Below are 13754 nucleotides of genomic sequence, written 5' to 3'. Positions count from 1 at the left end.
CCATTCCTTTCTCTCATCGAGCAAAGCATGTTCTATTTCTCAAGCTTCTCCTGATACGCGGCACTTAGTATCTCTGCCGCCTCTTCTCTATTAATGTTTACCAGCCTGCACTGGATACACGCCTTTTGCAGGCTTTCGCGGGCCTCTTCCTTCAGCCGCTTGCTCTCAGACATACCGGCCGAGATGAAGCTGCCGCGCCCGGGTGCGGAATAGATAAACCCTTCGTGCTCCAAATCCTGATAAGCCTTCTGCACCGTATTGGGGTTTACCGCAAGCTGCTTCGCGAGTGTGCGCACCGAGGGCAGCTGCTCGTCGGGCGCAAGTACCCCCAGCATTGCAAGACGAATGACATTTTCTTTGAGCTGCTCATAGATGGGCCGCCTGTCGGTAAGATCGATGGAAATCATCATGGCATCGCACCGCTCCTTTGAAATATCTCTGCCAATGTATTAACTGTACTACGTCTCTTAATACAGTTATCATATCGAATATTGTTGATGATGTCAATATATATAACACAATAAATCTTTGCTGCACCATTAGCCACCCAAAAGCAACAGGTATTATTCAGCTTTATATAGATTAATCCGTGTTATTAGCATCAACCGTATAGCATTGAACATACATAAAGCCAAGCCAGCCTTGTTTTGAATCACTCGCCCATCAATTATCATTTCGCCGCTATGACAAAGAGCCCAATAATACGTTAATCTATCCAAATAAATTACCCGTAGGGAGCAACCTTACGGGTAAACCAGTATTACTATTTCTTAACAAAGGAGGGAAGCTTGGGGTTTTCGTTTTTAATAACCTCTGCGGGGAGCGGTGTTCCTTCGGGTGAGAGCAGCTTTGCCATTACCACAAAGCGCTGGTCCTCGCGGGCTTTACCGAGCGCACCCTTGTATTTATAGGTACAGGTGGAAAGCGTAAGTATCTTATCATGTGTGGTTACATCCACATCAAACATGTGCTCAGAACGCTGAAACGCCTCGGAGATGATAAACTGGAGCTCATCATCGGTTGGGTCGGTTTCGATGTAGTAGAAGTTTGTGTCGGTTGTAAAGGTTGCAAAAACCTGCCACACCATCTCGTCGGTGGGGGTAGAGAAGGTAATAAACTGATTCTTCTTGGCAAACTCAAGGTCTTCGTATTTTAGCAGCTGAGAAAAACGTGCACCGTTGTTGCTGCCGCCAACCTCGATGTTATGCCCGTAGATTACCGTATTGCGTTTGAGCTCGGTTCGGTTGCCAAGGTTATTTCTAAAATCAGCAAAAATCAGGCCGGAATAGTCCCAGTTTCCTTCATAGTTCACACGTTGGTCAAGATACACATTATTGTTCTTGGGGCTGTACAGTACAGCGTTATCAATGGTAGTACCGGGCACGGTAAGCCAGCCGTACGCCTTGCCTACCTTGAAGGTTTGTGAAAGCTTATCGGTTATTGCCTTATCAGGCACCTTTGGGTCACCATACGGCGGCTTTTCGGGAATATAGTCCTCCACGCTTTTGGAAGAAGAGCTTACTGGCGCTGAGCTGCTGATTACATCCGAGGGCTGCGCAGGCTGGGAAGGGGTGCAGGCGGAAAGGGTTGCGGCAAGCAGCGCACCTAAAACAAGCAGAAAGCTGAACCGCTTTAAAAACCTGTGCCGCCATGACCCTGAGGCTGGTTTCGTGGTCTGCATAACGTCCTCCGTTTAAACAACATATACTTATCCCTTTTATAAGAACCATTCAAGAATATTTCTTAAAAATCGAGCGGAAGCGCTGATTTAAAAAGGTTTTAATGAGGAATTAGCATTATAAGCTATTATATCATGAAATTGAAAACAAAAAATACAAGAAATATTAACATATTAATTAGTAGAACGTGGAATCAGCATAAGTAACGAGGGGAGTCACTGATAATTTGAAGAAGGAAGAGAGAGCGCTTCTATGAAGGCTTTTTGGGGCTTTCGTTCTTTATTACCTCCGCAGGCTTAAAAACAGCGTTGGAATCCAGCAGCTTCGCCATCACGACAAACCTTTTGGTAACCACCCCAAAGTCGTAAGCACAGGTTGAAAGGGTAAGAATCTTGTCCTTTGGGGTAACCTCTACATCAAAGAAGTTCTCGGTGCGCTGCCCTGCCTCGGAGACAATATACATCAGCTTCTCATCGGAGGGATTGGTATCGACGTAATCCAGATTGGTATCGGTATAAAAGGTGGCGAACACCTGCCAAACCATTTCATCGGTAGGGGTAGAGAAGGTGATGAACTGGTTGTTCTTCGCAAAGTCAAGGTCGGTGTATTTTAAAAGCTGCGAAAAGCGCTTGCCGTTGTTACTGCCCCAAATCTCCACATTATGCCCATAGATTACCGTGTTGCGGCAAAGCTCATTCCGGTTACCCATATTATCGCGGTAATCGGCAAAGATTAATCCAGCCTTACTCTCTTTGCCCTCGTAATTGATACGCTGCTCAAGATAGACATCGTTGCTTTCGGGGCTATACATTACCGCATTATCAATGGTTGTGCCGGGAACCGTAAGCCAACCGTAGGCTTTGCCAACGGGAAAAGTCTGCGCAAGCTTTTCGGTAAGCTCTTTGCCGGGGATTTTGGGGACACCGTAGGGCGGTTCTTCATCAGATGAACTCCCAATTACTGCATGCGAAGAGCTGTATTCCGGTTCGGGGGTGCTTACGACTTCTTGTGCGATAACCGGTGCTGCCGGAGAACAGGATGAAAAGAACAGCGTGAGCAGCACACACCAAAGAGCGGCAGAACATAGTTTAAACTGTAGCCTCTTGTTATTTTTCTGCATAAAACCTCCAGACAGCAGACACAAATAGAATCGACGATTTATAATAAGGTGCAAATAAATAAAGAAATTATTGCATTAAGGTAAAATAAAACGGGGCAGGAAAGCATCCTGCCCCGTTAAAAACAGGTCGATTAAGCCTCTTATAAGAGTGCCTTGTTACCCCACAATCTTTGTAACCACAACAAAACGCTGCAAGGCGCCGGTGCGCAGGTAGCGCGAGCAGGTAAAGAAGGTTACCAGCTTATCGCCGGAACCTACCTCAATGCCCGAGCCGAACAGGCTTCTGGCCTTCGCACTGTTGGCAAGGTAGACAGGGTCTCCGTTATAGATGCAGTCGCTGTCGTTATAGATGTTGGGTACATAGAATGCGGCGATTACGGCGAGGGTAATATCATCGCCGGGGATGGAAAGGGTGATATAGGGGTTGGAGGCCGCAAACGCAGGAGAGGTATAAGAAAGCAGCTGATCCATCCGCCCGGCATAGGTTACCGCGCCAATAAAGGGGTATGCACCGGTACAGTTACCCCAGTTATGGCCAGTGATAACGGTGTTGCCCTGCATCGCACCGCGGGAAGAAAGGCTGCCGGTGTGTACCCACAGCGAACCGGGCTTTTTGCCGTAGGAGCCGTCAAATTGCCGATGCTCGTAAGAGGTGCCGCGCATAACAGGGTAATCGATAGCCGTTCCCGGTATATGCAAAAATGCTACCGTATCGGGGTTTATACTCTGCCAGTAGGAAAGACTGTCTTGCCCGCTCCCGCCCGAGGGAACCGCACCATAGTTGATGGAAGCGCCGCCTGTGCCGGCTACCGGGGCTCCGGACTTTCCGCCGATGCCTTTGCCGCGTGCCGCAATAAGCTTCTGCTCGGCCTCAAACTCAGCATCGGTCATAGAGATGCCTTCCGCCAGTTCCAGCGAAGGGAGCTCTAACCGCGCGCTTTTTGAAATGATATATTCGGGCTGTTCAAATACCGGAGCCGTTACGGTTCCGGCAACATTATATTTAATAGTGTTAGGAGCACTTGAAATCATGGCATTATGCAATGAACCCCAAGACAAGCTGTCAGCTAGCACCGCAACCGCAAGAAGTATCACCATAGCACCGGATAATCTTTTAGGGTTCGTGCCAATCAAACCAGCCAGATCGGTAAGCTTTTTCACATGCAGTCCTCCCGGGAAGAAGAATAAATTACTAGTAAAAACAAATAAATTATACCACAACCAATAATGAGTTGACAATCAGAAAATGGGAGGAATACGGTTTATTATTTCTGCTTTTAAGATATAAACTCGGCAAAATATTCTCATGAACAATTCTATCAACATATTTCTTACTGAATTTCCAGAACAATTTAAAACAACAGGCAAGCGCATTTAAGCTTTGAATGAAGCTGAGCATAAAAAAGCCCGTCTGCAGTGCAGACGGGCTGAAAGAATTGTTAGCTGATCAGGAAAGGCTGAAGGACTTCATCGTCCACTTCGGATCAAGGTTGCCAGTGTTCTTGGTTACGGTTACAGCATCCTTATCGGTTTCGCCCTGGCGCAGCAGACGGGCAAGCACAGCGAAACGCTGGATATTAAAGCCGTTGCCTTGAGTGAGGCTCTTGGGGTACTTACGAGAGCAGGTAATCAGCGAGATGATGTTATCGCCGGTGCTTACTTCAGTGTTGTATTTATACAAAGAGCGAGCCTGAGAGTCGGCCAGAAGCTTTTTAAACTCGTCATCAGAGGGGTTGGGGGTGATATAGTTCTTGCAGAACGCATTGAAGTACACCACACTGAATACCTTATACACCTGGGTTTCGCCGTTGGTGCTCAGGTAGATATAGGGGTTTGTTTTAGCAAAGTTTTCGTCGGTGTAAGACTTCAGCTGCGCGAACATTACATCGTAATCCTTCTGGTTGCCGATGCGGAACGGCTCAACGATATTGGTCCAGTTGTGACCGTAAATGATAAGGTTCTTTGAAGCTTCTTCCTTCTTTAGCGAAACCATATCTTTAGCATCGAAATAGATAGCACCAACCAATGCTTTGGTGCCGCCAAGGTTGTTGGCTACATCCTTATCCATTTTGCTGGTATCAAGGGCGGTCTTTTTGCCGTTTATGTCCTTAGACTCGTATTTGTAGTTGTCTTCAAGGGATTGCAGAACGGGGTAGTCGATGTTGGTGTTGGGAATAGAAATCCACGAAACCACTTCCGGGTTGGTGACTTTTGCATCATCCAGCTTCTTCTGGGTATCGGGGGTAATCTTGGCGGGGGCAGCTTCCGCTACCGAGGATTCCTGCACAGAAGGGGCCTCGGAAGAGGCTACACTGCTGGTCTCTGTGGGCTTACTGCTGCAAGCCGCAAGGGGAAGGGTCATGGTGAGAATTAAAGCGAAAGCTATCGTACGTATGAATAACAGCTTTTTCTTATTCATCTTTTTACCTCCTAAAAATAAGTTGACTTCTTAATAGTGCCAATTAAACGCAGTATTTCTGCATAAATTTAAAAAGTCATGAAATTCTGTTTCAGAAACGCCGCTAAAAGTAATAATATAATAATCGGAAACAAAAATCAATAACAATTTGAGAAATTGTAAAAATTTTGAAACAGTTTTATAATTGAAAAAGAGCGGCCGTTTTGGCCGCTCTTTTTCGGGGATAGAGACATACATAGCATGGGAAAAGGATGAAGTAGTAGTTATCATATTTAGTGTGTACTTATAATAGCACACCCCTTAATTAATTTCAACACTAATTTATACAAATGTTGAAAGTTTTTTATAAAAAAGATACATATAACTGCCGGGTTATCACGATGTAAGGGGCTTAGTTTTGTCTTATGGATACTCAATATCATAATTTAAGGCTTGTCGGTAAATGGCATGATGAAAAGTTCTTTATGTTGTGGTTGTCTGCATATAATCTAGGGAAACGCTGATTAATGCAATTCCTATCGTTAGCAGCAAACTTAATCAGTGTATCCCTTGTATAAAAACGGTTGTACCATCACCGAATGAGTTGACTAAAAATAATTGGAAATAAAAACAGGCGTGCACAAAGGTAAATCGATATGCAGATATAAGGGGGATGCGATTACACTATGTTTATTATGTCCATGAAGGTAGAAAAGAAAAAGATGCTTACCTGGAGTATCATCATTGCTGCGCTGATACTTGTGCTCATCGGCCTGTGGATCTTCCTGCGCGGAAAGAGCGGCGAAAATCCGGCCTCGGCTAAAACCAAGTTTGATGCGGCCAATAACAGTGAAAGGGTTGCGTTCCTTGAGAGCTTTGGCTGGGATGTAAGCGATGAGCCGATAGAGGTATGCGAAATCATCATGCCCGACAGCTTTGATGAGGTGTTTAAAAAGTATAACGAGTTGCAAAAGAGCCAGGGGCTGAATCTGGAGGATTTCAAGGGCAAGCGTACCAAGCGCTGGACCTATACGGTGCTGAACTACCCCTCGGATGAAGAGGTGCACGCCAATGTTATTGTGCACGAGAATAAGATTATAGCGGGGGATATCTGCTCAACAGCCCTGGGCGGGTTTATCCATGGCTTTAAGCCGGAGGAGACCGGGGCCTTTGCTGAAAACGGGCTGACGACGGGCGACCTGCCCATAGAGTTCAGCGGCATTAAGCAGGTGAGCAAGTCTACCGAGTCTGAACCGGCGATTACCGATGAAAAGACACAGGATAAGGCTGCTAAGGAGGTTAAGAGTGAAGACGGTGCCGATACAAAGGCTAAGGTAAACAGCGCCGCTGAAAAGAGCGAGGCGGTGGAAGATATCGAACAGAAAACGCGCAATGAAATAGAACAGAGTTTGGAAATGCTCATTGAGGCCGCCGACGATAAAGAAAAAGCGCAGTAATACTAATCATCATTGAAACCTACCTAAAAATCTACGCAAAAGCCCATAAATACAAGCTTTTCTCTACTTTTCAGAGGTTTTATAATCGTGATGAGCATAACGGAGTAATTTAAGAAAGACATTATTTACAAAGCGTAGCCGACACTATAATATAGTATCAATAAGCAGTGCAATGAAGTCTGCTCTGCCCGCCGACATCGGCTCTTAGGATGGCGGCGGGCAGGCAGACTGAATGTGTAGGCGGGGTTCTAAAAGGATTGGTGAACGGGATGGAAAAACTACGGATTGATAAAATCCTATCCGGGCAGATGAATCTCTCGCGCGGAGAGGTAAAGAAGATGATTGCTATGGGACAGGTTGTGGTAAACGGCGTGCCTGTACGTTCCCCCGCCGAAAAGGCTGACCCTCTTTCGGATGAGATTAAGGCAGACGGAGAGATTATAAGCTACAAGGAGCATATTTATATCATGCTCAACAAGCCCGCGGGGGTTGTAAGCGCCACGCGTGACAATAAAACCAAAACGGTGCTGGATTTAGTGCCGCCCGCGCTCTGGCGAAGAGACCTGTTTCCCGCCGGCAGGCTGGACAAGGATACCGTGGGGTTTGTGCTGATAACCGACGACGGCGCGCTTGCACATCGTATGCTTGCCCCTAAAAGCCATGTGCCGAAAACTTATCTTGTGGTAATTGATAAGCCCATCGGCGGCGCAGAGATACAACGGCTCGAAAGCGGGATTGATATCGGCGGCGGGGAGGTTTGCAAAAAAGCACGCGTAACCGTGGTAAAAGAGGGGGAGCAGCCAACGGTTGAGGTGGTGATTTCGGAGGGAATGTACCACCAGATTAAGCGCATGTTTGAGGCGGTAGGCTGCAAGGTTATTCATTTAAAACGCATAAAAATCGGCGCACTGCCGCTGGATGAAAGCCTGCCTGAAGGCGCATGCAAAGAAATAATCAACAAAGATGTTGAAAAACTTTTGACACGCGATTTTTGAATAAACCTTAAATTCGCATGTATTTTATAAATATTAGTAAATTTTCATAAAGCACGAAAATTAAGTTTGGATATTAAGCAACTGTTCTTTCCAACCTGTTTTTGATATAGTATTGGTTGTAAGGACGAGGTATATTTTGATATACGCAGTTTCAATTTAGAATACAGGAGGTCCATTATGGCTAGTGTAACATTAAAAAGTATTTACAAGAGATACGCAGGCGGCGTTACAGCGGTTTCCGATTTCAACCTCGACATTCAGGACAAGGAGTTCGTTATCCTTGTAGGCCCTTCGGGCTGCGGTAAGTCTACGACCCTTCGTATGATTGCCGGCCTGGAAGAGATTTCTGAGGGCGAGCTTTTCATCGGCGACAAGCTGGTTAACGACGTTGCACCGAAGGATCGCGATATCGCGATGGTTTTCCAGAACTACGCTCTGTACCCTCACATGACCGTTTATGAGAACATGGCATTCGGCCTGAAGCTCAGAAAAACCCCGAAGGATGAGATTAAGCGCCGCGTAGACGAGGCTGCTCGCATCCTTGATATCGAGCATCTGCTCGACAGAAAGCCGAAGGCTCTTTCCGGCGGTCAGCGTCAGCGTGTTGCACTTGGCCGTGCTATCGTTCGTGAGCCGAAGGTATTCCTGCTTGACGAGCCGCTTTCCAACCTTGATGCTAAGCTGCGTGCTCAGATGAGAACCGAGCTTGCAAAGCTCCACATCCGTCTTGGCACAACCTTTATCTATGTAACACATGACCAGACCGAAGCTATGACGATGGGCGACAGAATCGTAGTTATGAAGGACGGCTTCATCCAGCAGGTTGATACCCCTCAAAACCTCTACGATAAGCCCGTTAATATGTTCGTAGCAGGCTTCATGGGTTCACCTCAAATGAACTTCATCGACGCTACCCTCCTGAAGAAGGATGGCAAGTATGTTGTTGAATTCGGCAACGATGACCAGAAGTACAGCGTTGAGGTTCCCGACTCCAAGACCAAGCCTCAGGATTTCGACGAGTATGTTGGCAAGAGCGTAGTGCTCGGCATTCGCCCTGAGAACATTCACGACGAAGAGATGTTCCTCTCTGCTGCCAAGACCGGCGTTATTGAGTGCAACGTTGAGGTTACCGAGCTCATGGGCGCCGAGACCTATCTGTACCTGAACTGCCTCGGCAACAACCTTATCGCGAGAGTTTCCCCCCGCTGCACCGCCAGAACTGGCGATGTTATTAAGGTTGCAATGGATGTTAACAAGCTGCACCTCTTCGATAAAGAGTCTGAGCTTTGCATCTTAAACTAATAGCGTAATAAATTGTAAGAACCGCCGAGCAATCGGCGGTTCTTTGTTATATGCACATAAGGTTAGGCTTATTCTGCGGTGCAGGTGCCGCTGCAGCTGCCGCGCATACCATTACCGCGGCCTCTGCCTTGACGGGTACCGGTACAGCCCGTGCCGCAATTTGCGCCGCCGTTGCCGTTGCCAAGCCCAAAGCATGCTCCGGTTCTGTTGGTTCCGGTTCCGTCACAGGTTGCCTGCCGATCCTTAATTGCAGCGAGAATCTCGTCTGCCCTTGCCTGAGTAAGGGTACCGTCAGCTACCTTTTTATCGAGTGCATCCTTTCTAATCTCCAGCATTGCGGCTTTAAATTCTGTCAGCTTTCCGGCTTCGGAAGCAATCTGGCCGTAGGTTAGGTGGCTGTCGTTGTGCTGTGCGGTAACCGCTTCCACCGTTTTCCCCGTCAGTGCGGCTGCGGCTTCTGCAGGGGTTGCATAGGCCGGTGCGGCAAACGCGGTGATAGTCATTGCGCCGAGCGCTGCTACGCTCACAGCTGCGATTGCCAGTTTTTTAAGAACGTTCATATTATAGTCCTCCTGAATTGATATTTAGCAGTCTGCTGCCATGACTAAAGAATACTGCTGCCCTGTGGCGAAAGTGTGTCATGCATAGTGCTTTTTTGTGATAATAGGAATGATGCCGACATAATTTTGCCATAATGTGTTTGTATGATGATACTTAATAAAGGAATGGAATCGGAGGCGGTACAATGCCAACCATGCTGATAGCGGATGATAACGAACAGATCACCTCTGTTTTGGCAGAGTATGCAAAAAAAGAAGGCTTTACTCCCACAACAGTGTTTGATGGCAGAGAGGCATTGCGCCGGTTTGAAAGTCTGCACCCGGATATAGTATTGCTGGATGTGATGATGCCGGTAATGGATGGGTTTGAGGTTTGTAGGGAAATTCGCAAAAACAGCAGCACGCCGGTAATCATGATCACGGCACGCGGTGAGGATTTTGAACGCATCATGGGCTTGGATATCGGCGCGGATGATTATATTGTCAAGCCGTTCTCTCCGCCTGAGGTTATGGCAAGGGTGCGTGCGGTTCTGCGCAGGATTGCACGGGATGAGAACCAAAAACAGCAGAAACTGCGGTTTGATAATCTTAAAGTTAGTCTTGAGGATTATACGGCTTCGGTTGGAGAAAGCCAGATACCGCTTACCAAAAAGGAGATTGAGCTGCTTTGGACACTGGCAATAAACAGAAACAAGGTGTTCTCGCGCGACAATCTGCTCAACAGCCTGTGGGGCTATGATTATTTTGGCGACAGCCGCACGGTAGATACACATATCAAGCGGCTAAGAGCGAAGCTGGATGCCGCCGCGCACCCCAACTGGGAGATTAAAACAATCTGGGGGGTAGGGTATAAGTTTGAGGGGAATACAGATGAAAAATAAAATTGCGGTGAAGCTTACAGTATATTTTTCAGCGGTATTGGTGCTGTTCTCGGTTGTGATTGGCGGTGTGTTTGCGGCACTGTTTAAAAGCCATACCCTTCAGCTGAGCAAGGAGGATATGCAGATCAAGGCGGTTTCGATGGCACAGACGCTTTCGGAACTGATGACTGGAAGCTACCAGAGCGGTATGATGGGCAAGGGTATGGGAATGGGCAGAGGCGGCTATGGGATGTACCTGCGGCTGTTGGATAAGATTGCGATGACCGATGTATGGGTGGTGGACGAGAACCTGCAGCTGATTACCTCTGGGATGATGACAAGCACCGAGTATAACTATGCCGACCTTCCGCAGGATGCGGAGGCGGTGGTGAAAAAGGCTTTTGAAGGCCAAACAACCTTCAGCCAAAGCTTTAGCTCCATGCTGAACACGCCGGTTCTTACGGTGGGAACCCCCATTATAATAAACGGCAGTGTCTCGGGTGTGCTGTTGATGCACGCGGCGGCAAAGGGAATGGATGAGGCGGCCTCACAGGGTATTGGCATCTTGGTTATCAGTATGCTTGCGGCGCTCGTTTTGGCGGTTATCCTGTCCATTGTGCTTGCCCTTGCATTTTCCAAGCCCCTGAGGCAGATGAAGACAACCGCGCTTCAACTGGCAGAGGGCAACTACTCGGCCAGAACCGAGGTGCGGCAAAAGGACGAGATTGGAGAGCTTGCCGCAACCATTGATACCCTCAGCCTTCGGTTGGAACAGGCTAGCCACGAGAGTGAACGGCTGGAAAAGCTTCGCCGGGAATTTATCGTCAATATCTCACACGAGCTGCGTACTCCCGTTACCGTGGTACGGGCATCTTTAGAAGCTCTATGTGACGGAATAGTAAATAGCCCAAAGCAGGTGGACGCTTACCATCGTCAGATGCTCAAGGATAGTGTGTTTTTAGAGCGGCTTGTAAACGACCTGCTTGACCTTTCCCGCCTGCAGAACCTTGATTTCAAGATGGAAATGCAGGAGCTGAACTGGTGTGATGTTATCAGCGACGCGGTACGCAGCATTAAGCAGGCTGCACAGCCCAAGCAGGTGGATGTAAGGCTTCAACTGGATACACCCGCACAAAAGATTACCGGTGATTATGGGCGCCTGCGCCAGATGCTGCTTATCATACTGGATAATGCGGTTAAATTCTCGCCGGAAGGTACGGCGGTTACGGTAACCAAGCGGGAGAATACAGTAACCGTTCAGGATAACGGCCCGGGTATCCCGTCAGACGATCTGCCATACATCTTTGACCGCTTTTACAAGGTAAAATCGAAAGCAAACAGCAACGGTACCGGCCTCGGCCTTGCAATAGCAAAGCAGATTGCCCAAAGGCATCACATTGAGATTCGGGTAAAGAGTGAGGAAGGCTCTGGTACGGAGTTCATGTTTATTATTTAAAAACCAGCCGCAGGCAACAATGCTTGCGGCTGGTTTTTATTAATAGTAACTTTAAATTGTAAGCACGCCGGTTTCGGTTTCAACCAATATCAGAATCTGCTCCTCCGCGCCGGTAACGGCATTCACATAAACCAGTACATTCTGGTTGTCATCCAAGCCCTTGCAGCGGATTTCATAAGCAAATACCTCATTTAAGCCGATGGAGGGAATAACGGCCAGCCTTACCTTACCGGCCTTGAGCCGCTTGCTGATTACCGCTTTGGCTTGTTCCTCGGTAATCTTGGGCTTCGGCAGATCACGCTTTTCCTTGTGGTTGGTAATAAATCCGCGGGACTCGAAGCTTACAATCTCACCGTTATCCAGTGCAACACCTACTTTAATCAAATCAGGGTAGCATACCACACCGTTTTGATCGTAGGCATAGTTGAAGGTACAGATGTTGTTTGCGGTATCGTAGTAGCTTTGCACCATGTTTTCTATGCCAAGACGCCTGAGGTATTCCCCTGCCTTGATGCCGGCCTGCTTAATACTAAGCTTGCCCTCGGATACCGCGCGGGAGTTTACCATATAGCTTATTACGTTGCCCTGCTTGGTCATCGAGATGTTGCTGCTGCCGTAAATAAAGCAGTAGGCGGGCATCCTGCCGTTTTCGTCGGTATCGTCCTTAAGGTCGGCGGGGCTGGCATACAGCGCCCATGCCGCACGTTTACGGGCATCCTCTCGGGTTACCGTTTTGGCATCCTTGAGCAGAACAGGTTCCTTCTCCAGAATATGATCGGAGTATGGTCCGTCATAAATCAGTGTGGGGTAGCCCTGCATATTCTCCTCGACAGTTTGAAAACCGCTGGTTACCGAAGGCTCCTTTGCGGTGACATCGCCCTCTTCTTTCGCTGCCTGAAATACCTTGCCGATATCCATGTTTCCTCTGTCGATATCATCCTTCATGGCATTGATGGTCTTTTCAAGTTCCTTTGCATAGTTTAAAAGCTTTAAAAGATTCTGCTTTTCGGTATCTGTAACATCCTGCGAGGTGGAGATTTTCCGCGTTAGGCTGGAGGCGTATTCGCCAGCCTGAGAGATAAATTTGTTGGTTCCGTCAAGATGGAACGCACTGGTGGGCAGCTGTGAAAGGTTTGCCTTGGCTGCGTCACAGTCCCGCAGAAGCTTGGAGGAAAGCTGTGTCAGCTGTGCGGGGGTTCCGGCATAAACACTCTTGTTTAGGGTTGCACTAATCTCGGTAACGTTCCCCCCCAGGTCTACCAGTGCACGCTGATAGGTGTATTCCAGTTGGGTACGATAATCTTTAGCCTGCGCGTACCCTCTTACGATAAAACCGCCCATAATGAGGAATAATACGGTAAGAAGGCTTACGGTTCTTACCTTTGCTCTTCTGCTCATAATAACGAATCCTTTCATCCTTTTTCATTAAGCCCTTACCGGCCTGGTAAATTAAGGAGTGCTGAAGGGCGCTCTGTATTGAAGCCATGCGATTTGCACAGCCTATTCACGCTAGTATTTTTTCCTGAGCGAGGCTAAATATGTGAAGAACCTATAATTATAATTGTATTAACTGAGCAGATAAGGTATAATAGTTTGAAACAAATCACAAGCAAGCCACTCTCAAAAGGGCATAACAAATCAGACCATTCGAGAATGGTCAAAAAAACAGATTGAACAGCTACAGGACCTCGCCGCTTTCCTCGTCTAATATCAAGAAACCTTTGCTGCGCAGGAATGTAATAGCCTGAGTCATGGTCAGTTCGCGAGCGGCAGGCGGCTTATCGGCCTTTCTGTAGAGCTTGGCGCTGTAGACCTCATTCTTGCTGAGAATGTGCCAAATAGCAGTCAGGAGTTTTCTTGCAATCGCAATAACGGCTTTCTTTCCTCCGCGACGTTTTTTAAGCTCGAGATACTTGTTCTTGAGTTC

12 protein-coding genes and 1 pseudogene are annotated in these 13754 nt (G+C 47.6%); 5 read left to right on the top strand and 8 right to left on the bottom strand.

What is annotated here, in order from left to right; genetic code table 11:
• Window positions 1-32 precede the first annotated feature (32 nt).
• The 5 genes from BLR50_RS09540 to BLR50_RS09520 form a co-directional block, all read right to left on the bottom strand.
• The gene (locus BLR50_RS09540) at window positions 33-410 is read right to left on the bottom strand and encodes a GntR family transcriptional regulator (RefSeq protein WP_242871734.1); all 378 of its coding nucleotides are present in this window, start codon (window positions 408-410) and stop codon (window positions 33-35) included.
• A 353-nt stretch (window positions 411-763) separates the two neighbouring features.
• Window positions 764-1681: a class B sortase gene (locus BLR50_RS09535; protein WP_092641207.1), complete on the bottom strand. Its 918-nt coding sequence runs from the start codon at window positions 1679-1681 to the stop codon at window positions 764-766.
• A 248-nt stretch (window positions 1682-1929) separates the two neighbouring features.
• Window positions 1930-2799, bottom strand: a complete 870-nt coding sequence (locus BLR50_RS09530; RefSeq protein WP_092641204.1) for a class B sortase — start codon at window positions 2797-2799, stop codon at window positions 1930-1932.
• A gap of 156 nt (window positions 2800-2955) precedes the next feature.
• Window positions 2956-3960 (bottom strand): class B sortase, encoded by a 1005-nt coding sequence (locus BLR50_RS09525; RefSeq protein WP_092641201.1) that lies wholly within the window; start codon window positions 3958-3960, stop codon window positions 2956-2958.
• A gap of 286 nt (window positions 3961-4246) precedes the next feature.
• Window positions 4247-5218, bottom strand: coding sequence for a class B sortase (locus BLR50_RS09520; RefSeq protein WP_092641198.1), 972 nt, complete (start codon window positions 5216-5218; stop codon window positions 4247-4249).
• A 665-nt stretch (window positions 5219-5883) separates the two neighbouring features.
• Here BLR50_RS09520 and BLR50_RS09515 point away from each other — a divergent pair.
• The 3 genes from BLR50_RS09515 (at window position 5884) to BLR50_RS09505 (ending at window position 8951) form a co-directional block, all read left to right on the top strand.
• Window positions 5884-6654, top strand: coding sequence for a DUF4830 domain-containing protein (locus BLR50_RS09515; RefSeq protein WP_092641194.1), 771 nt, complete (start codon window positions 5884-5886; stop codon window positions 6652-6654).
• A 269-nt stretch (window positions 6655-6923) separates the two neighbouring features.
• The gene (locus tag BLR50_RS09510) at window positions 6924-7649 is read left to right on the top strand and encodes a pseudouridine synthase (protein WP_092641191.1); all 726 of its coding nucleotides are present in this window, start codon (window positions 6924-6926) and stop codon (window positions 7647-7649) included.
• Window positions 7650-7826: 177 nt separating this feature from the next.
• Window positions 7827-8951, top strand: a complete 1125-nt coding sequence (locus BLR50_RS09505; RefSeq protein ID WP_092641188.1) for an ABC transporter ATP-binding protein — start codon at window positions 7827-7829, stop codon at window positions 8949-8951.
• Between the two features lie 68 nt (window positions 8952-9019).
• Here the strand turns inward: BLR50_RS09505 and BLR50_RS09500 are convergent, their stop codons facing one another.
• A complete protein-coding gene (locus BLR50_RS09500) occupies window positions 9020-9511 on the bottom strand; it encodes a hypothetical protein (RefSeq protein WP_092641185.1) in 492 nt (163 codons plus the stop codon).
• 185 nt (window positions 9512-9696) lie between these two features.
• On the opposite strand from BLR50_RS09500, the gene BLR50_RS09495 reads away from it, so the two are divergent.
• Both BLR50_RS09495 and BLR50_RS09490 read left to right on the top strand, forming a co-directional pair.
• A complete protein-coding gene (locus BLR50_RS09495) occupies window positions 9697-10392 on the top strand; it encodes a response regulator transcription factor (RefSeq protein WP_092641182.1) in 696 nt (231 codons plus the stop codon).
• On the top strand, window positions 10382-11827 hold the full coding sequence (locus BLR50_RS09490; protein ID WP_092641179.1) for a HAMP domain-containing sensor histidine kinase: 1446 nt from the start codon (window positions 10382-10384) through the stop codon (window positions 11825-11827). Before BLR50_RS09495 ends, BLR50_RS09490 begins: the two co-directional genes overlap by 11 nt.
• Window positions 11828-11878: 51 nt before the next feature.
• On the opposite strand, the gene ypeB is transcribed toward BLR50_RS09490, so the two are convergent.
• On the bottom strand, window positions 11879-13225 hold the full coding sequence (gene ypeB, locus BLR50_RS09485; protein WP_162840391.1) for a germination protein YpeB: 1347 nt from the start codon (window positions 13223-13225) through the stop codon (window positions 11879-11881).
• Between the two features lie 280 nt (window positions 13226-13505).
• A pseudogene (locus BLR50_RS14505) lies at window positions 13506-13754 on the bottom strand (IS110 family RNA-guided transposase); the annotation flags it as partial.

The organism is Acetanaerobacterium elongatum (genome assembly GCF_900103835.1).
GTDB lineage: Bacteria > Bacillota > Clostridia > Oscillospirales > Ruminococcaceae > Acetanaerobacterium > Acetanaerobacterium elongatum.
The sequence above is the reverse complement of the archived record's forward strand: the minus strand, read 5'-3'. Positions and strand labels throughout refer to the sequence as shown.